Source organism: Vibrio sp. ER1A, assembly GCF_000733315.1.
GTDB classification, from domain to species: domain Bacteria; phylum Pseudomonadota; class Gammaproteobacteria; order Enterobacterales; family Vibrionaceae; genus Vibrio; species Vibrio mediterranei.
This window is the reverse complement of sequence record NZ_JPJA01000004.1, coordinates 46,085-69,582: the sequence shown is the minus strand read 5'-3', so window position 1 is coordinate 69,582 and position 23,498 is coordinate 46,085. Positions and strand designations below refer to the sequence as shown.

Below are 23,498 nucleotides of genomic sequence, written 5' to 3'. Positions count from 1 at the left end.
TTAGAAATCTAAATTAGCCAGATGTTTATAAAATGTTAACTTTCTTGTTCTTCTGAAACATCTTGCCAGCGTCTCATCTCAATCCAAATCCCTAGGATTGAGGCGCTTAATCCAATTAAAGGAACAAAGCTCGGCTCTGCTGAAGTCTTTAATACCAAGGCACAGAACGCAATAAAGCAAAGCACTGAATAAATCGTCAATCTATCTAAAGCGGTCAACATAGCTACTCCTTTGCTTCTTTGTTACCAACTTGTTAAATAAAGTTAAAACAAAAAAATCCATTTGCCAAGAGTTATTGCATATTTTTTCTTCATAAGTAGAATTTGAGCTGTTTTTTATAGATCAGAGCACACCATGACAATCAATACAGACCTAGCAACGCAAACATTAGAAGCAGAAGGCTTGCGCTGTCCAGAGCCAGTGATGATGGTCAGGAAGACAATTCGTAAAATGGAACAAGGAGAAGTGTTGTTAGTGAAAGCTGACGATCCTTCTACTACGAGAGACATCCCAAGCTTTTGTCGTTTTATGGATCACCAATTACTTGGCTCGCAAACAGAATCTATACCTTACCTTTACTTAATCAAGAAAGGTCTCGCGTAAAGAATCAAAAAAGGCTGCATCATGCAGCCTTTTTACTATTCATCATATTCAAGCATTCGGACTTCCGATTGCAACTGCTTAATCTGCTTTTGCATCGCACGTATTTCATTGTGCATGGGAATGAGGTGTTGCACCCTAATCCACGACTCTACAGAGAGTCCAGCCATCACAATGGCGCCGACAACCATAGGTGTCCACATGTCGGTGAGCACCATTCCAAGAACCGTTAAAACAAAACCGAACGTAAATAAAGAACTCTGACTTTTCGCGGTCATTCCTGTGTAACGTGTAAGCATAGTATTGCCCTCTCGCTAGGATCCACATGATTAAAGTAGCATGACAATTGTGACACTAATATGTCACTCATCACGAAATTTACTAGATTCGAGCCAGAGTTTGATCTTGAATAAATTACATTTAGCTAGTTGATATTGTTATTAAAAAACAGCCGCACCAATTGCTAATAATACAAACAGAATGGCGGTAACCCGGCGAATCCAATCTAATGGCAATTTATCCGCTGACAACTTTCCTATCAGTACTACCGGAACATTCGCCAACAACATACCAATAGTGGTTCCTAGAACCACCAGCATTAAGGCATCGGCATACTGCGCCCCTAATATTGATGTCGCAATTTGAGTTTTGTCACCAATCTCTGCGATAAAAAACGCAATGAAACTGGCCACAAATGGTCCTTTGTTGGAGATACTTTCCTCTTCATCCAGTTTATCGGGAATAAGTACCCATCCGGCCATGGCTACAAAACTTACGACAACAACCCACTTCAAAACTTGAGGCGAAAGGTAATCGGCGACGACAACTCCTAACCAAGCAGCAAGTGCATGGTTGGCTATCGTTGCCAGAAAAATGGCTGCAATAATGGGAATAGGTTTACGGTAACGACTGGCTAACAGCAATGAGAGAAGTTGGGTTTTATCCCCAATCTCAGCTAAGGCGACAGTAGTAATTGAAATAGCTAAAACGCTCACGACATGCTCTAAGGGGCAGGGATTATAGTTTTTAACCTATAGATAAACCTCGCACCCCACCCCGGTTCACGATGTTTATCTAAGGTCTTGCTAAACTTGTTGGCACAAGTCTCGAACGCCATGGTGATTTTGCACCAATTATGTTGACGAACAAATTCTGACTCTTGCTAGAGTCCGAATAAGCTACTCCCCAAAGATGGCGGTATTGTAATCACACTAACCATCAAATTCAACAATAACACTGTCCCTTAAGCCGCAGTTGAGCGAGAAATGCAAAAAACTGACCTTTTTTCGCATAATGACGATTAATTAACCACTTTTACCCCTACTCCCCCAAGGAATTACTGGGTATACTTGATCGTTATTTTTACCTTTTTCAGATAAAGAATCGCGCGAATTGACTATGCAAAAATACGATATCAAAACCTTCCAGGGAATGATCCTCGCGCTGCAGGATTATTGGGCACAAAATGGCTGTACCATTGTACAACCTCTAGATATGGAAGTAGGTGCGGGCACCTCTCACCCAATGACATGTTTGCGCGCACTTGGCCCTGAGCCAATGTCGACAGCTTATGTCCAACCATCTCGTCGTCCGACTGACGGCCGCTATGGTGAAAACCCGAACCGACTACAGCACTACTATCAATTTCAGGTAGCGCTAAAGCCATCTCCAGACAACATTCAGGAGTTATATCTAGGCTCACTAGAAGTACTTGGTATCGACCCACTAGTGCATGACATTCGCTTCGTAGAAGACAACTGGGAAAACCCGACACTCGGTGCTTGGGGTCTTGGTTGGGAAGTATGGCTAAACGGTATGGAAGTCACTCAGTTTACTTACTTCCAGCAAGTGGGTGGTCTAGAGTGTAAGCCAGTAACCGGCGAGATCACTTATGGTATCGAGCGCCTTGCTATGTATATCCAAGAAGTAGACTCTGTTTACGACCTAGTTTGGAACATTGCACCAAACGGAAGTAAAGTGACTTATGGTGATATCTTCCACCAAAACGAAGTTGAGCAATCTACATACAACTTCGAGCACGCTGACGTAGACTTCCTATTCTCATATTTCGATCAATGTGAGAAAGAAACTAAAGAGCTACTGGAACTAGAGAAACCTCTTCCTCTTCCAGCTTACGAGCGCATTTTAAAAGCCGCTCACGCGTTCAACTTGCTTGATGCTCGCAAAGCTATCTCTGTAACAGAGCGCCAACGTTACATTCTTCGCATCCGCAACCTGACTAAGTCAGTAGCAGAAGCATACTACGCATCACGTGAAGCACTTGGCTTCCCAATGTGTAAGAAATAAGGCGAGGAGACTGTAATCATGGCAAAAGAATTTCTAATTGAACTAGGTACTGAAGAGCTACCACCAACACAACTTCGCACTCTTGCTGAAGCATTTGCAGCAAACTTTGAGTCTGAACTTAAAGATGCAAACCTAGCACACGAAGGTGTGAAGTGGTATGCCGCACCTCGTCGCTTAGCACTTAAGGTTTCAGCGCTGGCTGAAGGTCAAGCTGACAAAGTGGTTGAAAAGCGCGGCCCAGCAGTATCGGTAGCATTTGATGCTGATGGCAATGCAACTAAAGCAGCACAAGGCTGGGCTCGTGGTAACGGTATTACTGTTGACCAAGCAGAGCGTCTAGTGACTGACAAAGGTGAATGGCTGCTATTCAAACAAGAGGTGAAAGGTCAGGCAACGTCTGAGATCATCGTTGAACTTGCAGCGAAAGCACTCGCTAATCTACCTATCGCTAAACCAATGCGTTGGGGTGATAAAACCACTCAATTTATCCGCCCAGTTAAAACGCTGACGATGCTAATGGGTTCTGACCTTATTGAAGGCGAAATCCTAGGCGTAGCATCTGATCGTACTATCCGTGGTCACCGCTTTATGGGTGAGCAAGAGTTCACTATCGAATCAGCAGAGCAATACCCAGCGATCCTCGAAGAACGCGGCAAAGTGATGGCTGACTATGACGCACGTAAAGCCATCATCCTAGCGGACTCTCAAAAAGCAGCGGCAGCGGTTGGCGGTGTAGCTGATCTCGAAGATGACTTAGTAGAAGAAGTGACGTCTCTGGTTGAATGGCCAGTAGTACTCACAGCGAAGTTTGAAGAAGAATTCCTAAAAGTACCTTCTGAAGCGTTGGTTTACACCATGAAGGGTGACCAAAAATACTTCCCTGTTTATGACGAGAACAAGAAGCTACTACCAAACTTCATCTTCGTTTCTAATATCGAATCGAAAGAGCCTCGCTACGTTATCGAAGGTAACGAGAAGGTTGTGCGTCCTCGCCTAGCCGATGCCGAGTTCTTCTTTAATACAGATCGCAAGCGCCCACTTATCGACCGTCTGCCTGAACTAGAGCAAGCTATCTTCCAGAAGCAGCTTGGTACTATCAAAGACAAAACGGATCGCATCACTGAGCTTGCTGGCTACATCGCTGAGCAAATCGATGCTGATGTTGAAAAGTCTAAGCGAGCAGGCCTATTGGCTAAATGTGACCTAATGACATCTATGGTATTCGAGTTTACCGATACTCAAGGTGTGATGGGTATGCATTATGCCACTCACGACGGTGAAGATGAGCAAGTAGCGCTAGCACTATACGAACAATACATGCCTCGTTTTGCAGGCGATGACCTACCAAGCACTGGTATCTCATCCGCTGTCGCGATGGCAGACAAACTAGATACTATTGTTGGTATCTTCGGTATTGGTCAAGCACCTAAGGGCTCTGACCCATTTGCACTTCGTCGTGCATCGCTAGGTGTGTTGCGTATCATCGTAGAAAACGGCTACAGCTTAGACCTTACAGACCTTATCGCAAAAGCGAAATCACTATTTGGCGACAAGCTAACCAATGCAAATGTTGAAGAAGACGTACTTGAGTTTATGCTTGGTCGTTTCAATGCATGGTACAAAGACGAAGGCTTCAGCGTAGACATCATCCAGGCGGTGTTAGCACGTCGTCCGACTAAACCTGCAGACTTTGACCAGCGTGTGAAAGCAGTATCTCACTTCCGCGAACTGGAAGCGGCAGAATCACTTGCTGCAGCAAACAAGCGTGTCGGCAATATCCTAGCGAAGTTTGATGGCGAACTCGCAGCCGATATCGACCTTGCACTTCTACAAGAAGATGCAGAAAAAGTACTGGCAGAAAATGTAGAAGTCATGACAGAAGCACTAGAGCCTGCTTTCGCTACAGGTAACTACCAAGAAGCGCTAAGCAAGCTAGCAGATCTTCGTGAACCGGTTGATGCTTTCTTCGACAACGTAATGGTAATGGCAGACGATGAAGCGCTGAAGAAAAACCGCCTAACACTGCTGAACAACCTACGTAACCTATTCTTGCAAATTGCTGATATATCACTGATTCAAAAGTAATTTTCTAGAAAAACAGCAAAAGCCCAGTTACCTAACTGGGCTTTTTTTTATTCCCACCACAAATAGTGCTTTGCCTCACAGTTTCATTAATGTATGTTCAAACATTAATCTTGCCATCAGCAGGATAAAAAACCGAAAAAATATAACAAGTGAACACAATGAACTAGGTACAGCAATGCAATTTTCTAAGTTTGGTGAAAAATTTAATCGTTACTCAGGTATTACCCAATTAATGGATGATCTCAATGATGGCCTCCGCACTCCAGGTGCCATTATGCTCGGAGGTGGCAACCCAGCCGCTATTCCAGCAATGCTCGAGTACTTTCACCAAGCCAGTGCAGATATGCTTGCCAACGGCGACCTCGTCGCAGCTATGGCTAACTACGATGGCCCACAAGGTAAAGATGCCTTTGTTAAAGCGCTTGCTAAGCTGCTGCGTGAAACCTATGGCTGGGCAATCACAGAAAAGAACATCAGCCTAACCAATGGTAGTCAAAGCGGCTTTTTCTATTTGTTCAATTTGCTTGCAGGTAAGCAATCCGATGGCTCGCACAAGAAGATTCTATTGCCTATTGCTCCCGAGTACATTGGCTATGGCGACGCGGGCATTGACGAAGATATCTTCGTCTCTTATCACCCAGAAATTGAATTACTCGACGGTGGCTTATTCAAATATCATGTGGATTTTGAACACCTGAAAATCGATGACTCTGTTGCCGCTATCTGTGCATCGCGTCCAACCAACCCGACGGGTAACGTGCTAACTGACGAAGAGATCCACAAGCTCGATAAACTGGCTCGTGCTAACAATATCCCACTGATTATTGATAATGCTTATGGTCTGCCATTCCCAAACATCATTTTTGAAGATGTAGAGCCATTTTGGAATGAAAACACCATCCTATGTATGAGTTTATCCAAACTAGGGTTACCTGGCTTACGCTGCGGCATTGTCATTGCGAGTGAAGAAGTCACGCAAGCGATGACCAATATGAATGGCATCATTAGTCTAGCTCCAGGGAGCTTTGGCCCTGCGCTTGCCAATCATATGATTGAAAAAGGTGATCTGCTGGATTTAAGCTCGAATGTCATTAAGCCTTTCTATCAACAGAAATCATTGCGTGCGGTAGAACTACTGCAATCAGCCATAACCGACCCACGTTTTAGAATTCACAAACCAGAGGGGGCAATTTTCTTATGGCTTTGGTTTGATGAATTACCGATTACTACCATGGAGCTGTACCAACGACTGAAAGACCGTGGTGTATTAATTGTTCCTGGTGAATACTTCTTTATTGGTCAAGAAGACGAATGGGATCATGCTCATCAGTGTTTGCGCATGAACTACGTGCAAGACGATGACAAGATGCAGCAAGGCATCGCTATCATTGCAGAAGAGGTAGCAAGAGCCTACGCAGAAGCCTAACACTAAAAAGAGCGCCTTATGGCGCTCTTTCACTCTTTATTTCCGAGTATTGTTTCAAGGCAAATATTAGCCTTCGATCAGTTTATTACCACCGATCTCAATTTTACGCGGTTTCATCGCTTCTGGTATTTCACGTTCTAGGTCAACGTGAAGCAAACCATTCTCCATGCTTGCACCGACCACTTTCACATAGTCTGCTAGTTGGAACTTACGCTCAAAATCGCGCTCTGCGATGCCTTGGTAAACATAGTTTTTACCTTCTTCAGCTTTACGCTCGCCCTTAACAATCAATAGGTTCTCTTTTTGAGTAAGATCGAGCTGCTCTTCAGCAAAGCCAGCCACAGCCATAGTGATACGGAAGTGGTTCTCGTCTTGTTGTTCGATGTTATACGGAGGGTAACCGCCTGAAGCATTTTTCGCGGTGTTCGCTTCCATCATATTAAATAGACGATCGAAGCCGATTGCGTTGCGGTATAAAGGAGTGAAATCTACAGTTCTCACAATACTATCCTCAGTTAAGCAATAGTCTTAGCTCTTTATTCATAAGATCTAAGGGGATTCATGGCTTATTCCCTGATGTTTGTCTATAAACGGGACATAAGTTGGAATCAATCTAAATAGTGTGCTGCCACCGTTATCCTCTCTTGAGCAATAAGGGATCAGCTATTTCCGAGGCCCATAAGTTGGCATCCTCTTCATTACCTTATATAGGGACGATACACTCCATATTCAAGAGAGCCCTACTCTTTTTTCTATAATCGAACACTCACTAGCAACAATAAGAATACGCGAGTAATAAAAAACGCCACCCTAAGGCAGCGTTTTTATTTAGCAGAACAACCCGTCTATACGTCTAGGTTGGCAACTTTCAGTGCGTTTTCTTCGATGAAGTTACGACGAGGTTCTACTTGGTCACCCATCAACGTGGTAAACAGTTGATCAGCGCCAACCGCGTCTTCAATCGTCACCTGCATCATACGACGAGTCTCTGGATCCATGGTTGTTTCCCACAGCTGATCAGGGTTCATCTCACCAAGACCTTTATAGCGTTGTAGGCTTAAACCACGACGTGACTCTTTGATTAACCACTCAAGAGCATCAACGAAGTTTGTAACTTCTTGAGTACGCTCACCACGTTTGATGTAAGCACCCTCTTCAATCAGACCGTCTAACGCTTCTGACGTATCTGCCAATTGGCGATACTCTTTCGAGTTGAGTAGATCAACACTGATAACGTGCTCATGAGTCACGCCATGGGTACGAACCACAACTTTAGGTAGGTTTACACCCAGTTCAGCGTGCTGTTCTACTTCAAAGCTGTATTGGCTTGCGCCCACTTCTTTGTTGTTTAGCTGCTCAACAAGCTGTTTAGACCATGCTTCCACCGCCGCAGCGTCATGACATTGCTCAGCCGTTAGACGTGGTACATACATGAACTCGCCAACCATAGCATGTGGATAACGACGACTCATGCGATCAACCGTTTTAACTGCAGCGTTGTATTGCTGAACTAGCTTCTCAAGTGCTTCACCAGCCAGTGCAGGTGCTTCAGAATTAACATGCAGTGCCGCGTTATCTAGAGCCAGAGATACTTGATACTGGTTCATGGCATCTTCATCTTTAATATACTGCTCTTGCTTGCCTTTCTTCACTTTGTAAAGTGGTGGCTGAGCAATATATACGTAGCCACGCTCAATAAGCTCTGGCATTTGACGGTAGAAGAACGTTAATAGCAGCGTACGAATGTGAGAACCATCCACGTCCGCATCGGTCATGATAATGATGTTGTGATAACGCAGTTTGTCTGGGTTATATTCATCACGACCAATACCACAGCCAAGTGCCGTGATAAGCGTTGCCACTTCTTGTGAAGAAAGCATCTTATCGAAGCGCGCTTTTTCTACATTAAGGATTTTACCTTTAAGTGGAAGAATCGCTTGGTTCTTACGGTTACGACCCTGCTTAGCACTACCGCCCGCAGAGTCACCCTCCACTATGTATAGTTCAGAAAGCGCTGGGTCTTTCTCTTGGCAGTCAGCCAGTTTGCCTGGTAGACCGGCTAAATCTAGTGCACCTTTACGACGCGTCATCTCACGAGCTTTACGTGCTGCGTCACGAGCACGAGCAGCGTCGATGATCTTGGTACAAACAATCTTCGCTTCACCTGGGTTCTCAACAAGGAACTCAGACAGTTTCTCACCCATCGCAGACTCAACCGCTGATTTCACTTCCGATGAAACCAACTTGTCTTTGGTTTGGCTTGAGAACTTAGGATCAGGCACTTTCACCGAAACGATAGCGGTTAGACCTTCACGCGCATCATCACCTGATGTCGCGGTTTTCGCTTTCTTAGAAAAGCCTTCTTTATCCATAAACGTGTTCAGCGTACGCGTTAACGCCGCACGGAAGCCAGCAAGGTGAGTACCACCATCACGTTGAGGGATGTTGTTAGTAAAGCAATAGATGTTTTCTTGGTAACCATCGTTCCACTGCATCGCCACTTCGACAGTAATACCATCATCACGTTCGTTATCGAAGTGGAAGATTTTTTGGATGATTGGTGTTTTATTGGTGTTTAGGTGCTCAACAAACGCTTGGATACCGCCTTCAAACATGAAGTGATCCATTTTGTCTTCTTCGCGCTTATCAATCAGCTTGATAGATACACCAGAGTTTAGGAACGATAGCTCACGAAGACGTTTTGCTAAGATATCGTAATGGAATTCAATGTTAGTGAAGGTTTCTTCACTTGGCCAGAAACGGATTTCCGTACCCGTTTTATCCGTATCACCAATGACTGTAAGTGGCGCTTCTGGCTCACCATGGTGATAGGTTTGCGTATGAATTTGACCGCCACGATGAATGGTTAGCGTCACTTTTTTCGACAATGCGTTTACTACCGAAACACCTACACCGTGCAGACCACCCGATACTTTGTACGAGTTGTCATCAAACTTACCACCCGCGTGAAGTACCGTCATGATAACTTCTGCAGCAGAAACCTGCTCTTCTGGGTGCATTTCAGTCGGGATACCACGACCATCATCGCTAACAGAAACAGAGTTGTCCTCATGGATTGTCACAATAATGTCGTTACAGTGACCAGCCAACGCTTCATCAATTGAGTTATCAACCACCTCAAAAACCATGTGGTGCAGACCGGTTCCATCGTCCGTGTCACCAATGTACATTCCCGGACGCTTACGTACCGCATCCAGACCCTTTAGTACCTTAATACTCGATGAATCGTAATTTTCTGACATGAGTTTCTCTCACTATTTACCTGGTTCTATTGTGCCATGTTCCACATGAAACATCTTGCCATTTTCGTCAATCATATCGGCGACTTGGCTTTGGGTAATAGAACTTACAAAAACTTGAGCATTCGTCTGTTTTAGGTAATCCGCTAGGCGTTTACGACGAAGGCTATCTAATTCGGAAGCAAAGTCATCTATTAAATAAATGCACTGCTTACCGGTCAACTCGGCGAGATGCTGTCCCTGCGCTAAACGCAATGCACACATCATCAGTTTTAGCTGACCTCGAGACAACACATCCTCAACTGGTGTGTTGTTCACTTTAATTCTTAAGTCGGCTTTATTAGGTCCACTAAAGGTGTACCCTAAGCTCTGGTCTCGTTCAAAGTTGCGCTCTAATAGCTCAGCATAGGGCGTATCTTTTTCCCAACCACGGTAGTAGCCAAGTTTGATTTCAAACTCGGGCAAAAACGACTGACACATTTCCTCAGCAAGAGGTTGCATCTGTTCGACATAACACCGACGCCAATCATCAATTTGTTCTGCCAGTTGGGCCAAATCACGATCCCAATAGCTCAGTTCTCGATAACTGGTTGCAGTCTTAAGCAGAGCATTACGCTGCTTACTTAAACGCTTAAATCGTCCCCAAGCTTCATGAAAGCCTGGTTCAGAGTGAAACACACCCCAATCGATAAAAGCGCGACGAAACTTAGGTCCATCCGTCAGTAATTCAAATCCTTCAGGGTGAATTAGTTGCAGCGGTAATACCTTGGCAAGCTGAGCCAATTTTTGCCCAGATTGACCGCCTATTTTAACCTCAGTTGAGCCATCACGCTGCTTATTAATGCCAACGGGTATCTCAAATTGATCCGAGTTCAAAAAACGGCCATGAACGAACAGTTCTTGGCAGTCATTTTGAATGACTCGTCCTGTCAAAGAACTCTTAAAAGAGCGTCCATGACCGAGCAGATATATGGCTTCCAATACGCTAGTTTTGCCACTGCCATTGGGGCCAATAATAAAGTTAAAGCCTGTAGATAGTTCTATATCACAGGCTTTAATATTACGAAATTGCTGTACGATTAAGCGCGTAAGCGGCATAACATCATGCCTAGCTTAGAGACGAATCGGCATCACCACATACATGGCACTGTCATCTTCGCTATTTTCAATCAACGCACTCGCATTGGCATTCGACATAGAAATACGAACCTGATCGCAACGAAGCGTGTTCAGTACATCCAAAACGTATGACACATTGAAACCAATTTCTAATGCATCGCCTTGGAATTCGACGTCTAACATTTCTTCCGCTTCTTCCTGTTCAGGGTTATTCGCGGTAATGCGCATTTCATTTTGGTCGAGATTAACTCGCACACCACGGAACTTCTCATTGGAAAGAATGGCGGCGCGTGAGAATGCTTGTCGTAGTTCGTCGCAATTGGCTTCCAATGTTTTATCGGTATTTTGCGGCAAAACACGGCGATAATCCGGGAAACGACCATCAACGAGCTTAGAAGTAAAGACAAAGTTATTCACTTCCGCGCGGATATTAGAGCTGCCAATTTGCAGCGTCACAGGTTGCTCAGGAGCATCTAATAACTTAGACAGTTCCTGTACACCTTTACGCGGTACGATAATTTGTTTGTTATCAAAGCTGCCTTCAAGTGACACCAAAGCAACAGCCATACGGTGGCCATCAGTGGCAACAGAACGAAGCGTGTTTTGGTCTAACTCAAACAGCATACCGTTGAGATAATAACGAACGTCTTGGTTCGCCATTGAAAATTGTGTTTTTTCTATCAGTGATTTAAGTTCAGCTTGAGTAACGGTCACCGCCACTTCTTGTTGCCAATCTTCAATATTTGGGAAATCACTGGCTGGTAAAGTCGATAGCGAGAAACGACTGCGTCCAGAACGTACTTGTACACGATCGCCTTCTAACACGATAGTGATAGTAGAGTCATCCGGCAGTCCACGACAAATATCTAGGAACTTGCGTGAAGGTACCGTCACACTACCCGCTTCAAACTCACTCTCTAGCGTCACTTTACTTACTAGCTCAACTTCTAAGTCGGTTGCAGTAAGAGAAAGCACCCCTTCTTCAACCTTCAACAGCAAATTGCCCAAAATAGGTAATGTTGGTCGTCCACCCAGTGCACCAGAGACTTGTTGTAACGGCTTTAATAAGTGATGACGTTCGATAGTAAATTTCATAGATAACTCTTCGTAAAGCTGGCAATCCATGCCACTTATATGCGAAATACAATAACTTGAATGCTAATTATAGCGATTATGCCATTATTATGAAGAAAGCGTACGAATTAAGTTCGAATAGTCTTCTTTAATATCGTGACTTTCTTCGCGTAGCTGAGCAATCTTACGACAAGCATGAAGCACTGTCGTGTGGTCACGACCACCAAATGCATCGCCAATTTCTGGAAGACTGTGGTTGGTAAGCTCTTTCGCCAAAGCCATCGCCAACTGGCGAGGACGCGCAACCGAACGAGAGCGACGTTTGGACAACAAGTCGGCCACTTTAATCTTGTAGTACTCAGCAACGGTCTTTTGAATGTTGTCTATAGTGACTAGCTTCTCTTGTAGTGCTAATAGATCGCGCAGTGCCTCTCGAACAAAGTCGATAGTGATAGGACGGCCAGTAAAGTTCGCGTTGGCGATAACACGGTTAAGTGCCCCTTCCAACTCTCGAACATTAGAACGTAAACGCTTAGCAATAAAGAACGCCACCTCATCAGCAAGGTGAATTTGATGATCTTCTGCTTTCTTCATCAAAATTGCTACGCGGGTTTCAAGCTCTGGTGGCTCGATCGCAACCGTCAACCCCCAACCAAAACGGGATTTTAGACGATCCTCTACCCCATTTATCTCTTTAGGGTAGCGATCAGAGGTAAGGATGATCTGTTGGTTACCTTCTAATAGAGCATTAAAGGTATGGAAGAATTCTTCTTGAGAACGTTCTTTATTTGCAAAGAACTGAATATCATCGATAAGCAATGCATCAACGCTACGATAGTAACGTTTAAATTCCTCAATCGCATTGTTTTGTAGTGCTTTTACCATGTCTTGAACAAAACGTTCAGAGTGCATGTAAACCACTTTCGCGTTTGGCTTGTTATCAACAATCGCATTGCCTACCGCATGCAACAAGTGGGTTTTACCCAGACCAGTACCGCCGTACAAAAACAGCGGGTTGTATGCCGCACCAGGGTTATCCGCAACTTGACGCGCAGCGGCTAAGCCAAGTTGGTTCGACTTACCTTCAACGAAATTATTGAATTTATGTTTGATATTAACGTTCGAACGATGATTGATATCTGAGACTTCAGCCTCATCGTCCCACGTTTTATGCACAGGCTGACGTGCTTGCAGCTGTGCTGGTGCTGAAGATTCTGCCGCTACATCAGCGGCCGTCTTAACAGGCTTAGGCGCTGGTGGCGCAGAAACTGGTTTACTACCCACTTCAAAACGTAAGTTAGGTACGTCATTACCGCAATACTCTTTGAGTAAACGGTTGATGCTGTTTAAGTATCTGTCACGTACCCAATCTAATACAAAGCGATTAGGCGCAAATAGAGTTAGGGTGTTGTCATTAAGTTCAGCTTGTAATGGTCTGACCCACATGCTGAATTCGGTAGCGGGTAGCTCTTCTTGTAGTCGTTGCGAACATTGCAACCAAAGCGAAGATGACACGGTGCTCTCACTCTATTTATTTGAATTGGAAAAGATTGGTAATTTTACCTGTTGATAACCAAGATCGCCAGTAAATGATCAGTGATCCAGTGAATAAGATCTAAGTTATTCACAATTTTTTCGATTGAATTCGCTTGATCCACACAATTTGCCCTAATTTTACTCACAAATGAATGCACAAAACACAGATCTACCCACAAAAGCAGTATGTTGATCTAACTTGTGCATAGATCAACGCTCAAGCTGTCATTATCTTTTTGTTTGATATTGATAGAGTGATGAAAAAGCCAGCATTCAACCCCGAGTTTGTTATGGTTAATAACAACTAGTTATTTAACTTATCGACATGTTTACCAGTAACATCCTCTCCATAAATATCAGGAGTAGTAAAATGAAAAACTGGATTAAAGGCCTTCTAACCGCTTTAGCGCTTTCTGCAACCGTATCTCAAGCAGCATATGCTGCGACACAACAAGAAGTGAAAGTCGGCATGTCTGGTCGCTACTTCCCATTTACGTTTGTTAAACAAGACAAGTTACAAGGGTTTGAAGTCGACCTTTGGGACGAAATTGGTCGTCGCAATGACTATAAAGTAGAGTACGTGACGGCAAACTTCTCAGGTTTGTTTGGTTTGCTTGAAACCGGTCGTATTGACACGATTTCTAATCAAATCACTATGACAGATGCTCGTAAAGCGAAGTATCTGTTCGCAGACCCATATGTTGTTGATGGTGCTCAAATTACCGTTCGAAAAGGTAATGACAGCATTCAAGGTATTGATGATTTAGCAGGTAAAACAGTCGCAGTAAACCTTGGTTCAAACTTCGAACAACTGCTACGTAGCTACGATAAAGACGGCAAAATCACCATCAAAACTTACGATACAGGTATTGAACATGACGTCGCACTAGGCCGTGCTGATGCTTTTGTTATGGATCGCCTTTCTGCACTTGAACTAATCAAGAAAACAGGCCTGCCACTGCAACTTGCAGGTCAACCTTTTGAAACCATCGAGAATGCTTGGCCATTCGTAAACAACGAAAAAGGTCAAAAGCTGCAACAAGAAGTGAATAGCGCACTGGCAGACATGCGAGCTGATGGTACGCTAGCAAAAATCTCTGAGAAGTGGTTTGGTGCTGATATCACTAAAAAGTAAGTGATTACTATTGATACGCCCACTACTCTTGGTAGTGGGCGTTTGTTTTTCTAAGAGTTTGGTACTGTTATGGGATTTGATTTTCAATACATGCTTGAGTTGATGCCGATACTGTTGAAGTATCTCGGTACAACCATGGAAATGGCGGTATGGGGACTGCTGTTCTCATTGATTCTATCGGTTATTTTAGCCAACATTCGCGTGTTCAAGATCCCGGTATTGGATCAGCTCAGTCAGCTCTATATAAGCTTTTTCCGTGGTACTCCATTATTGGTCCAGCTGTTTCTGCTTTATTATGGCTTACCACAAATTTTTCCTTGGATGGTTGGACTCAACGCCTTCAGTGCCGCAGTAATAGGCCTGACTCTGCACTTTGCCGCTTATATGGCAGAGAGTATTCGTGCCGCCATTATCGGCATTGACCGCAGTCAGATGGAAGCAAGTCTTTCTGTAGGTATGACAACTAGCCAAGCCATGCGTCGTATTATTTTGCCGCAAGCAACTCGCGTAGCCCTACCATCATTGATGAACTACTTCATTGATATGATTAAGTCGACGTCGTTAGCGTTCACACTTGGTGTGGCGGAGATTATGGCGAAAGCCCAAATGGAAGCATCATCCAGCTTCCGATTTTTTGAAGCATTTCTTGCCGTCGCGCTCATATACTGGGGTGTTGTGTTAGTACTTACTCGCGTGCAAATTGTCGCAGAGCAAAAACTGAATAAGGCTTATCAACGATGATTACATTAAAAAATATCCACAAGCGATTCGGTGACACCGAAGTGCTCAAAGGCATCGATATTGATATCAAACAAGGCGAAATTATCGTCATTATTGGTTCTAGTGGTACCGGTAAGTCTACCTTATTACGTTGCGTCAATTTCCTAGAGCAAGCAGATGAAGGCCATATCACTATTGACGATGTCTCGGTAAACTGCAAAAGCCATACTAAAGCAGAAGTATTGGCACTAAGACGCAAGACTGGCTTTGTGTTTCAGAACTACGCTCTGTTCGCGCACATGACTGCGCGTCAGAATATTGCGGAAGGTTTGATCACAGTAAAGGGCTGGAAAAAAGAGCAAGCTCTTGAGAAAGCACAACAAATTCTCGATGACATCGGTCTAGGAGACAAAGGGGATCAATACCCAGCTTCCCTTTCCGGTGGTCAACAGCAGCGTGTCGGTATTGGCCGAGCGATGGCATTACAACCTGAGCTACTGTTATTCGATGAACCAACTTCAGCACTCGATCCTGAGTGGGTAGGTGAAGTACTTAACCTTATGAAAAAGCTCGCTACACAGCATCAAACCATGCTTGTTGTGACACACGAAATGCAGTTTGCCAAAGAAGTCGCCGACAGAGTGATCTTCATGGCTGATGGCCATATAGTGGAACAAGGTACACCAGAGCAAATTTTTAACGATCCACAAGATATCCAACTGAAGAAATTTCTAAATCAAGTTGGGATCGAATAGGATCCTTGCGCTCTGGCTCACAAAAAGTATAATTCGCCAACCGGAATTGAAGTTGAACTGATTATTGACTCTTGACGAGTCAGTGATTACAATTCCGCCTCTTTGTTGAGAGGCGTCGGATTTCCTCTCTATATATAGAGTAGGGAAATATGTCCCACGCCGGGTTCAACGAGAACCTAAAACTACTGATCAGTAAAGGTAATAACCATGTCTAAACGCACTTTTCAACCTTCAGTTCTAAAGCGCAAGCGTACTCACGGTTTCCGTGCTCGCATGGCGACTAAGAACGGTCGTAAAGTAATCAATGCACGTCGTGCTAAAGGCCGTGCACGCCTATCAAAATAATTTTCTATTTTGAATAAGCACGCCTTTATTCGGGAGTTACGTTTGTTAACTCCCGAGCATTATCAAAACGTATTTAAGCAAGCTCATCGAGCTGGCTCCCCTCATTTCACCATCATTGCTCGTAAAAACTCTCTCTCACACCCTCGTCTTGGTCTTGCGGTTCCTAAAAAACAGATAAAAACAGCTGTTGCTAGAAATCACTTCAAGCGTCTGGTACGTGAAAGTTTTCGTAACAAACAACATGAACTTCCAAGCAAAGATTTTGTTGTAATTGCAAAGAAGAGTGCGCAAACTCTAAGCAATGAAGAAATGTTCAAACTTCTAGATAAGTTATGGCATCGCCTGTCTCGCCCTTCGCGTGGTTAGCTATCGGACTCGTCTACCTATATAGGTGGATTATCAGTCCTCTTATCGGACCTCGTTGTCGGTTCACCCCAACCTGTTCTCTTTACGCTATAGAAGCCTTGAAAGCTCACGGTTTTGTAAAAGGATGTTGGTTATCAGGCAAACGTCTATTAAAATGCCATCCTTTGAATGAAGGGGGATTTGACCCCGTTCCACCAGTCCAAAAACAAGACAGAGATAAATAACGATGGATTCTCAACGTAATATTCTGTTAATCGGTTTGGCTTTAGTTTCTTTTTTGCTGTTCCAACAATGGCAATCGTATAAGAATCCAGCGCCAGTTCCGACCCAACAGACGCAAAGCAGTACTCTACCTGCGCCATCTTTCGCTGATGAGCATGATCCTGCACCTGGTCAAAGCCAAACTGCTGCAGAAAAAATCATCACAGTGAAAACTGACGTACTAACGCTAGGTATTAATACCGTTGGCGGTGATGTAGTAACAGCAAAATTAAACGAGTACGCAACTGAGTTAGAATCTAGCGAACCGTTTGAACTTCTAAAAGACGATCAAGGTCACCAGTTTATCGCTCAAAGTGGTCTGGTAGGTCCTCAGGGTATTGACCTAAGCAGCACAAGCCGTCCAGCTTATACCGTGTCTGCTGACAGCTTTACCATTGCTGACGGTCAAGATGAACTGCGTGTTCCAATGACATTCGAAGCGAATGGCATCTCTTACACCAAAACCTTCATTCTAAAACGTGGCAACTACGCAATTGATGTTGAGTACGATGTAGACAACAACTCTGGCCAAAATGCAACGTTCGGCATGTACGCTCACCTTCGTCAAAATCTACAAGACAAAGGCGGCAGCATCACAATGCCAACATACAATGGCGGCGCATACTCAACTCAAGACGTTCGCTATAAAAAATACAGCTTCGAAGATATGCAAGATCGCAACCTGTCTCTTAACCTGACAGACGGTCAAGGTTGGGCAGCGATGATCCAACACTACTTCGCAGCAGCATGGATTCCTCGTGAAGCACCAGGTACTAACCTTTACACTCGTGTAATCGGTAACCTAGGTGATATTGGTGTTCGTATGCCAAACGCAACAATTGCAGATGGCCAATCAGCAACACTGAAAGCTACACTTTGGGCTGGTCCTAAACTTCAGAAGCAAATGGCTGAAACTGCGCCAAACCTAGATCTAGTAGTAGACTACGGCTGGTTATGGTTCATTGCAAAACCACTTCACACGCTACTATCGTTCATTCAAGGTATCGTTGTTAACTGGGGTCTAGCTATCATCTGTTTGACTTTCATTGTTCGTGGTGCCATGTACCCACTAACAAAAGCGCAATACACCTCGATGGCGAAAATGCGTATGCTTCAGCCTAAGCTGCAAGCAATGCGTGAGCGTATCGGCGATGACCGCCAACGCATGAGCCAAGAAATGATGGAACTGTACAAGAAAGAGAAAGTAAATCCTCTAGGTGGCTGTCTACCAATCTTGCTACAGATGCCAATCTTCATTGCACTTTACTGGGCACTAATGGAGTCGGTTGAGCTGCGTCATTCACCGTTCTTTGGTTGGATTCATGACCTTTCAGCTCAAGACCCATACTACATTCTGCCTCTACTAATGGGTGCAAGTATGTTCTTGATCCAGAAAATGAGCCCGACAACAGTAACCGATCCAATGCAGCAGAAGATCATGACCTTTATGCCGGTTATGTTTACCTTCTTCTTCCTATGGTTCCCATCAGGTCTAGTTCTTTACTGGTTGGTATCGAACATCGTTACTCTGATTCAGCAAACCTTGATTTATCGAGCGCTGGAGAAGAAAGGATTACACTCTAAGTAGTCCTGCTGATTGGTAAACAATACGCGAATAGAATAAAAGGCGGCCTAAATGGTCGCCTTTTTCATTTACCATGATTACAATTTGGCTAAAGTACTGCGATTAGGCAACACAATGACAACAGACACTATTGTGGCACAAGCCACAGCCCCAGGCCGCGGTGGCGTGGGTATTATACGAGTATCAGGCCCTCTTGCTGCTGAGGTTGCCTTACAAGTGACAGGGAAAACGCTTAAACCGCGCTACGCCGACTATCTGCCATTTAAAGCACAGGATGGCAGCGAGCTTGACCAAGGGATCGCTCTATACTTCCCTAACCCACATTCGTTTACTGGTGAGGACGTTCTTGAACTACAAGGACACGGCGGCCCTGTTGTTATGGACATGCTGATTAAGCGTATCTTGCTCATTCCGGGCGTTCGTCCAGCAAGACCTGGCGAATTTAGTGAGCGCGCATTCCTCAACGATAAAATGGACTTAACACAAGCAGAAGCCATTGCCGATTTAATTGATGCCAGTTCAGAAGAGGCCGCGAAATCGGCACTGCAATCTCTTCAAGGGCAATTCTCTAAACGCATTCAGGTGCTGGTGGAATCGCTAATCCATTTACGTATTTATGTCGAAGCGGCTATCGACTTCCCAGAAGAAGAAATAGACTTTCTAGCGGATGGCAAAGTCGCTGGTGACCTGCAACATATCATTGATAACTTAGAGTCCGTTCGTAAGGAAGCCAATCAAGGTGCCATTATGCGCGAAGGGATGAAAGTGGTTATTGCAGGTCGCCCTAATGCAGGTAAATCTAGCCTACTCAATGCCCTATCTGGGAAAGAGTCTGCTATCGTTACCGATATCGCAGGCACGACTCGAGACGTCCTGAGAGAGCATATCCATATAGACGGAATGCCACTGCATATCATTGATACCGCAGGTCTACGTGACGCTTCCGATGAGGTAGAACGTATTGGTATCGAGCGAGCTTGGGAAGAGATTGAGCAGGCCGATCGCGTTCTCTTCATGGTAGATGGCACCACAACAGATGCTACGGATCCAAAAGAAATCTGGCCCGACTTTATCGATCGCCTACCAAGTTCGATCGGCATTACCGTGATCCGCAATAAGGTTGACGAAACAGGCGAAACGCTAGGGATCTGCCATGTTAATGATCCAACCCTAATTCGACTTTCTGCACGCACTGGCGAGGGTGTGCCAGCTTTACGAGAACACCTAAAAGCTATTATGGGCTTCTCTGGTGCCAATGAAGGTGGCTTTATGGCAAGACGTCGACACCTTGATGCGTTAGAGCGAGCTGCTGAGCATCTCGATATCGGACAGCAGCAGCTAGAAGGTTATATGGCGGGCGAAATTCTGGCTGAAGAACTTCGTATTGCCCAGCAACATCTGAATGAGATTACTGGAGAGTTTAGCTCCGACGATCTGCTTGGTCGTATCTTCTCTTCATTCTGTATTGGTAAATAAGGAACATTAATGATTCATATCATCACAGGTAGCACACTTGGCGGTGCGGAATATGTCGGTGACCACTTGAGTGACCTACTTATAGAACAAGGGCTAGAAACCACAATCCACAATCAGCCTGAGTTGAGTGACATTGAGGCCGAAGGGATTTGGCTTTTAATCACCTCAACGCATGGAGCTGGAGATTACCCAGATAATATCCAGCCTTTCATCGCAGCTCTGCAAGATACACCACCTCGCATGTCGAACGTGAAATACGCTGTCGTTGGCATAGGTGACTCTAGCTATGATACGTTTTGTGCAGCCGGTAAACACGCTTACGAGTTACTTGAAGACATCGGCGCGACACCACTGACAGACTGCCTGCAAATCGATGTTCTCAACGATCCCGTACCTGAAGACGCTGCGGAAGTTTGGCTCAATGAACACATGAGCAAGTTTAGCTAGAAGCAAACATTAATAATAAGCGGCTTTGGCCGCTTTTTTTATGCCTGTGAGTAACTCTTCAACTTCAATTCACTCATAACGAGTAATTTCTGACCAATCAATCTGTGGATAAAATATGATCTTTTCGGTGAAAAACCTATATTTATCCAAAGAACAACTTTCATGGTCTCCTTCCCCTGTGCATAACTAGCCTTTTTGATCCCAGCTAATACAGTGCCAGATCAACACTAGATCACAACAAGCGATCACAAAAAGATCCATGGATTTGTTGATCATTTTCGACTTATCCACAGAGATCGAGGATCCTAATAATAGATCTAATAAAAGATCATATATATAGATCTTATCTTTATATTACTTATTTCTTGGATCCAAAAAATGTGAAAACCGTTTTTCTCACTTCAAGAAAAGCGGTAGAATACTGCTCCTTTTGGTTTGTCTAAATTTCTCGATTGAATACTGAGGTCGGTTCATGCTTTATCACGAAACATTTGATGTCATCGTAGTTGGTGGCGGACATGCAGGAACGGAAGCCGCACTCGCATCTGCTCGTACAGGGCAAAAGACACTACTGCTAACTCATAATATTGATACGTTAGGTCAAATGTCATGTAACCCTGCCATTGGTGGTATTGGTAAAGGACATTTGGTTAAAGAAGTGGATGCTATGGGTGGTTTGATGGCAGAGGCCATTGATCATGCAGGTATTCAATTTCGTACGCTGAATGCGTCAAAGGGTCCAGCAGTTCGTGCCACACGCGCTCAAGCAGATCGTGCGTTATACAAGGCTTATGTGCGTAACGCCCTAGAAAACACACCAAACTTAACACTATTCCAACAGTCGGTGGATGACTTGATCGTGGAACAAGATCAAGTACGTGGTGTAGTAACTGAGATGGGATTGAAATTCCATTCGAGATCCGTTGTATTAACGGTCGGTACTTTCTTAGGTGGTAAGATCCATATTGGTATGGAGAGCTCTTCTGGTGGTCGTATGGGCGATCAACCATCCATTGCACTCGCGGCTCGTTTGCGAGAGTTACCATTCCGCGTGGATCGTTTAAAAACAGGTACACCCCCACGTATTGATGCTCGAAGCGTCGACTTTTCTGCACTAGAAGTGCAGCATGGTGATAACCCTACGCCTGTTTTTTCTTTCATGGGTAACCGCAACCAACATCCAACGCAGATTCCGTGTTTCATTACGCACACCAATGAGTCCACGCATGAGGTGATTCGCAATAACCTCGATCGAAGCCCAATGTATGCCGGCGTGATCGAAGGTATTGGACCGCGCTATTGCCCTTCTATTGAAGATAAGGTCATGCGTTTTGCGGACAAAAATAGCCATCAGATCTTTATCGAACCTGAAGGTTTAAACACGCATGAGCTGTATCCAAACGGTATCTCAACCAGTTTACCGTTTGATGTACAGGTACAAATCGTTCGTTCAATGAAGGGTTTTGAGAACGCGCATATTGTTCGCCCTGGTTATGCTATCGAATACGATTTCTTTGACCCTCGTGATCTAAAACAGACTTACGAAACCAAGTTTATTTCTGGTTTGTTCTTTGCTGGCCAGATTAATGGCACCACCGGTTACGAAGAAGCGGCGGCACAAGGTCTAATGGCAGGTCTAAACGCTAGCCTCTACTCGCAAGGCAAAGAAGGCTGGAGCCCACGTCGTGATCAGGCTTATATGGGCGTACTGATTGACGATTTATCAACCATGGGTACCAAAGAGCCGTATCGCATGTTTACATCTCGTGCGGAATATCGTTTATTGCTGCGTGAAGACAATGCGGATATTCGTTTGACTGAGCATGCGCATAATCTCGGTTTAATTGACGAGAAACGCTGGTCGCGATTCAACGAAAAACTGAATAACATGGCGACTGAGCGTCAACGCCTAAAAGAAACATGGGTTAATCCAAAATCTGAAGGTATCGAAGCACTTAATGTGCTACTGAAGACCCCTATTTCTCGCGAAGCAAGCGGTGAAGATCTACTACGTCGTCCTGAATTGAACTATTCACAATTGACGTCATTAGACGCATTCGCACCTGCGATGGAAGATCAACAAGCCAGTGAGCAAGTTGAGATCCAGGTGAAATATGAAGGTTATATTCAGCGCCAACAAGATGAGATAGCTAAGTCGCTTCGCCATGAAAACACCAAGATCCCAGCCGATCTTGATTACAGCGATGTGAAAGGGCTGTCTAACGAGGTCGTTGCCAAGCTGACAGAAGCAAAACCTGAAACGGTTGGAATTGCTTCCCGTATTTCTGGTATTACACCCGCCGCGATTTCCATCCTGTTGGTTTATTTGAAGAAACAAGGAATGCTTAAAAAAGGTGAAGCCGCGTGAGCAACAACTTAACCGCAAAACTTGAACAATTATTATCAGAGACCTCATTAGAGGTCTCTGAACTTCAGAAGCAACAACTTGTGGGCTATGTCCAATTACTTGATAAATGGAATAAGGCTTACAACTTGACTTCGGTGCGTCGACCTGAAGATATGTTAGTGAAACATATCCTTGATAGCATCATTGTTGGCGAGCACCTCGAAGGTGAGCGTTTTATTGATGTTGGAACGGGACCGGGACTACCAGGGATTCCTTTGGCGATCATGCATCCAAACCGTTCATTCACTTTGCTTGATAGCTTAGGTAAGCGTATTCGTTTTATCAAACAGGTGGTTCACGAGCTTAAACTGTCTAATGTGACTGCGGTTCAATCTCGAGTCGAAGAGTTTGATCCTGAAGGTGGCTTTGATGGTGTTCTGAGCCGAGCCTTTGCCTCTATGACCGATATGGTGAATTGGTGTGAACATTTACCAAAATCACAGAGTGGTCGCTTCTATGCATTAAAAGGTCAACTTCATGAACAGGAAGTCTCAGAGCTACCGGAGTGGTGTTCTGTGATCGATATCAAACCTTTGCAAGTTCCTGAGTTGGAAGGTGACCGTCATCTTGTAATCTTATCCAAGAAGGGATAAT

General features: G+C 44.5%; 23 protein-coding genes. 15 read left to right on the top strand and 8 right to left on the bottom strand.

The window, feature by feature from the left end:
- Positions 1–35: 35 nt before the first annotated feature.
- Positions 36–221 carry a hypothetical protein gene (locus tag HW45_RS01595; RefSeq protein WP_006075104.1) on the bottom strand — a complete coding sequence of 62 codons (186 nt, stop codon included), beginning with the start codon at positions 219–221 and terminating at the stop codon, positions 36–38.
- 133 nt (positions 222–354) lie between these two features.
- Here HW45_RS01595 and tusA point away from each other — a divergent pair, with 133 nt between their 5' ends.
- Complete coding sequence (tusA, locus tag HW45_RS01590; protein ID WP_006075103.1) at positions 355–603, top strand: sulfurtransferase TusA; 249 nt, start codon at positions 355–357, stop codon at positions 601–603.
- Between the two features lie 35 nt (positions 604–638).
- Here tusA and HW45_RS01585 read toward each other — a convergent pair whose 3' ends face one another.
- Together HW45_RS01585 and HW45_RS01580 are read right to left on the bottom strand one after the other, a co-directional pair.
- Entirely contained in the window at positions 639–899 is a 261-nt protein-coding gene (locus tag HW45_RS01585; protein WP_038224186.1) for a hypothetical protein, read from the bottom strand.
- Positions 900–1,040: 141 nt separating this feature from the next.
- On the bottom strand, positions 1,041–1,595 hold the full coding sequence (locus tag HW45_RS01580) for a TMEM165/GDT1 family protein (protein ID WP_038224185.1): 555 nt from the start codon (positions 1,593–1,595) through the stop codon (positions 1,041–1,043).
- Between the two features lie 403 nt (positions 1,596–1,998).
- On the opposite strand from HW45_RS01580, the gene glyQ reads away from it, so the two are divergent.
- From glyQ to HW45_RS01565, 3 genes are all read left to right on the top strand, one after another.
- Entirely contained in the window at positions 1,999–2,907 is a 909-nt protein-coding gene (gene glyQ / locus HW45_RS01575) for a glycine--tRNA ligase subunit alpha (protein ID WP_038224182.1), read from the top strand.
- 18 nt (positions 2,908–2,925) lie between these two features.
- On the top strand, positions 2,926–4,992 hold the full coding sequence (gene glyS, locus HW45_RS01570) for a glycine--tRNA ligase subunit beta (RefSeq protein ID WP_038224181.1): 2,067 nt from the start codon (positions 2,926–2,928) through the stop codon (positions 4,990–4,992).
- Positions 4,993–5,167: 175 nt separating this feature from the next.
- Positions 5,168–6,418 carry a valine--pyruvate transaminase gene (locus tag HW45_RS01565; RefSeq protein ID WP_038224180.1) on the top strand — a complete coding sequence of 417 codons (1,251 nt, stop codon included), beginning with the start codon at positions 5,168–5,170 and terminating at the stop codon, positions 6,416–6,418.
- Between the two features lie 66 nt (positions 6,419–6,484).
- Here HW45_RS01565 and HW45_RS01560 read toward each other — a convergent pair whose 3' ends face one another.
- The 5 genes from HW45_RS01560 to dnaA form a co-directional block, all read right to left on the bottom strand.
- Positions 6,485–6,919: an Hsp20 family protein gene (locus tag HW45_RS01560; protein WP_006075097.1), complete on the bottom strand. Its 435-nt coding sequence runs from the start codon at positions 6,917–6,919 to the stop codon at positions 6,485–6,487.
- A 344-nt stretch (positions 6,920–7,263) separates the two neighbouring features.
- Positions 7,264–9,681: a DNA topoisomerase (ATP-hydrolyzing) subunit B gene (gene gyrB / locus HW45_RS01555; RefSeq protein WP_006075096.1), complete on the bottom strand. Its 2,418-nt coding sequence runs from the start codon at positions 9,679–9,681 to the stop codon at positions 7,264–7,266.
- A gap of 12 nt (positions 9,682–9,693) precedes the next feature.
- Positions 9,694–10,776: a DNA replication/repair protein RecF gene (gene recF / locus HW45_RS01550; RefSeq protein ID WP_006075095.1), complete on the bottom strand. Its 1,083-nt coding sequence runs from the start codon at positions 10,774–10,776 to the stop codon at positions 9,694–9,696.
- Between the two features lie 15 nt (positions 10,777–10,791).
- Complete coding sequence (dnaN, locus tag HW45_RS01545; RefSeq protein ID WP_031493149.1) at positions 10,792–11,892, bottom strand: DNA polymerase III subunit beta; 1,101 nt, start codon at positions 11,890–11,892, stop codon at positions 10,792–10,794.
- An 87-nt stretch (positions 11,893–11,979) separates the two neighbouring features.
- Positions 11,980–13,386: a chromosomal replication initiator protein DnaA gene (gene dnaA, locus HW45_RS01540; protein WP_038224178.1), complete on the bottom strand. Its 1,407-nt coding sequence runs from the start codon at positions 13,384–13,386 to the stop codon at positions 11,980–11,982.
- Between the two features lie 391 nt (positions 13,387–13,777).
- On the opposite strand from dnaA, the gene HW45_RS01535 reads away from it, so the two are divergent.
- From HW45_RS01535 to rsmG, 11 genes are all read left to right on the top strand, one after another.
- Positions 13,778–14,542, top strand: a complete 765-nt coding sequence (locus HW45_RS01535) for an amino acid ABC transporter substrate-binding protein (RefSeq protein WP_031493906.1) — start codon at positions 13,778–13,780, stop codon at positions 14,540–14,542.
- 69 nt (positions 14,543–14,611) lie between these two features.
- The gene (locus HW45_RS01530) at positions 14,612–15,283 is read left to right on the top strand and encodes an amino acid ABC transporter permease (RefSeq protein WP_038224176.1); all 672 of its coding nucleotides are present in this window, start codon (positions 14,612–14,614) and stop codon (positions 15,281–15,283) included.
- Entirely contained in the window at positions 15,280–16,017 is a 738-nt protein-coding gene (locus tag HW45_RS01525) for an amino acid ABC transporter ATP-binding protein (RefSeq protein ID WP_038224174.1), read from the top strand. Before HW45_RS01530 ends, HW45_RS01525 begins: the two co-directional genes overlap by 4 nt.
- 207 nt (positions 16,018–16,224) lie before the next feature.
- Entirely contained in the window at positions 16,225–16,362 is a 138-nt protein-coding gene (gene rpmH / locus HW45_RS01520; RefSeq protein WP_004400210.1) for a 50S ribosomal protein L34, read from the top strand.
- Between the two features lie 9 nt (positions 16,363–16,371).
- Positions 16,372–16,728 (top strand): ribonuclease P protein component, encoded by a 357-nt coding sequence (rnpA, locus tag HW45_RS01515; RefSeq protein WP_081836356.1) that lies wholly within the window; start codon positions 16,372–16,374, stop codon positions 16,726–16,728.
- Positions 16,695–16,952: a membrane protein insertion efficiency factor YidD gene (gene yidD / locus HW45_RS28595; RefSeq protein ID WP_081836355.1), complete on the top strand. Its 258-nt coding sequence runs from the start codon at positions 16,695–16,697 to the stop codon at positions 16,950–16,952. Before rnpA ends, yidD begins: the two co-directional genes overlap by 34 nt.
- Before the next feature lie 2 nt (positions 16,953–16,954).
- Positions 16,955–18,577: a membrane protein insertase YidC gene (yidC, locus tag HW45_RS01510; RefSeq protein ID WP_006073083.1), complete on the top strand. Its 1,623-nt coding sequence runs from the start codon at positions 16,955–16,957 to the stop codon at positions 18,575–18,577.
- Between the two features lie 111 nt (positions 18,578–18,688).
- Positions 18,689–20,050, top strand: coding sequence for a tRNA uridine-5-carboxymethylaminomethyl(34) synthesis GTPase MnmE (mnmE, locus tag HW45_RS01505; RefSeq protein ID WP_038224196.1), 1,362 nt, complete (start codon positions 18,689–18,691; stop codon positions 20,048–20,050).
- A 9-nt stretch (positions 20,051–20,059) separates the two neighbouring features.
- Complete coding sequence (gene mioC / locus HW45_RS01500; protein ID WP_038224172.1) at positions 20,060–20,497, top strand: FMN-binding protein MioC; 438 nt, start codon at positions 20,060–20,062, stop codon at positions 20,495–20,497.
- A gap of 472 nt (positions 20,498–20,969) precedes the next feature.
- Complete coding sequence (gene mnmG, locus HW45_RS01495; RefSeq protein WP_038224170.1) at positions 20,970–22,865, top strand: tRNA uridine-5-carboxymethylaminomethyl(34) synthesis enzyme MnmG; 1,896 nt, start codon at positions 20,970–20,972, stop codon at positions 22,863–22,865.
- Positions 22,862–23,497 carry a 16S rRNA (guanine(527)-N(7))-methyltransferase RsmG gene (gene rsmG / locus HW45_RS01490; protein ID WP_038224167.1) on the top strand — a complete coding sequence of 212 codons (636 nt, stop codon included), beginning with the start codon at positions 22,862–22,864 and terminating at the stop codon, positions 23,495–23,497. The genes mnmG and rsmG overlap by 4 nt, the downstream gene beginning before the upstream one ends.
- The last annotated feature ends 1 nt before the right edge of the window (position 23,498 follow it).

What these genes read in the sequence shown, in the direction of transcription:
- HW45_RS01535 (WP_031493906.1), top strand. Translation starts at nt 13,778, where the DNA reads ATGAAAAACTGGATTAAAGGCCTTCTAACCGCTTTAGCGCTTTCTGCA.
- yidC (WP_006073083.1), top strand. Translation starts at nt 16,955, where the DNA reads ATGGATTCTCAACGTAATATTCTGTTAATCGGTTTGGCTTTAGTTTCT.
- rpmH (WP_004400210.1), top strand. Translation starts at nt 16,225, where the DNA reads ATGTCTAAACGCACTTTTCAACCTTCAGTTCTAAAGCGCAAGCGTACT.
- mnmG (WP_038224170.1), top strand. Translation starts at nt 20,970, where the DNA reads ATGCTTTATCACGAAACATTTGATGTCATCGTAGTTGGTGGCGGACAT.
- dnaN (WP_031493149.1), bottom strand. Translation starts at nt 11,892, where the DNA reads ATGAAATTTACTATCGAACGTCATCACTTATTAAAGCCGTTACAACAA.
- glyS (WP_038224181.1), top strand. Translation starts at nt 2,926, where the DNA reads ATGGCAAAAGAATTTCTAATTGAACTAGGTACTGAAGAGCTACCACCA.
- HW45_RS01525 (WP_038224174.1), top strand. Translation starts at nt 15,280, where the DNA reads ATGATTACATTAAAAAATATCCACAAGCGATTCGGTGACACCGAAGTG.
- HW45_RS01595 (WP_006075104.1), bottom strand. Translation starts at nt 221, where the DNA reads ATGTTGACCGCTTTAGATAGATTGACGATTTATTCAGTGCTTTGCTTT.
- HW45_RS01530 (WP_038224176.1), top strand. Translation starts at nt 14,612, where the DNA reads ATGGGATTTGATTTTCAATACATGCTTGAGTTGATGCCGATACTGTTG.
- yidD (WP_081836355.1), top strand. Translation starts at nt 16,695, where the DNA reads ATGGCATCGCCTGTCTCGCCCTTCGCGTGGTTAGCTATCGGACTCGTC.
- glyQ (WP_038224182.1), top strand. Translation starts at nt 1,999, where the DNA reads ATGCAAAAATACGATATCAAAACCTTCCAGGGAATGATCCTCGCGCTG.
- gyrB (WP_006075096.1), bottom strand. Translation starts at nt 9,681, where the DNA reads ATGTCAGAAAATTACGATTCATCGAGTATTAAGGTACTAAAGGGTCTG.
- recF (WP_006075095.1), bottom strand. Translation starts at nt 10,776, where the DNA reads ATGCCGCTTACGCGCTTAATCGTACAGCAATTTCGTAATATTAAAGCC.
- HW45_RS01565 (WP_038224180.1), top strand. Translation starts at nt 5,168, where the DNA reads ATGCAATTTTCTAAGTTTGGTGAAAAATTTAATCGTTACTCAGGTATT.
- tusA (WP_006075103.1), top strand. Translation starts at nt 355, where the DNA reads ATGACAATCAATACAGACCTAGCAACGCAAACATTAGAAGCAGAAGGC.
- mioC (WP_038224172.1), top strand. Translation starts at nt 20,060, where the DNA reads ATGATTCATATCATCACAGGTAGCACACTTGGCGGTGCGGAATATGTC.
- HW45_RS01585 (WP_038224186.1), bottom strand. Translation starts at nt 899, where the DNA reads ATGCTTACACGTTACACAGGAATGACCGCGAAAAGTCAGAGTTCTTTA.
- mnmE (WP_038224196.1), top strand. Translation starts at nt 18,689, where the DNA reads ATGACAACAGACACTATTGTGGCACAAGCCACAGCCCCAGGCCGCGGT.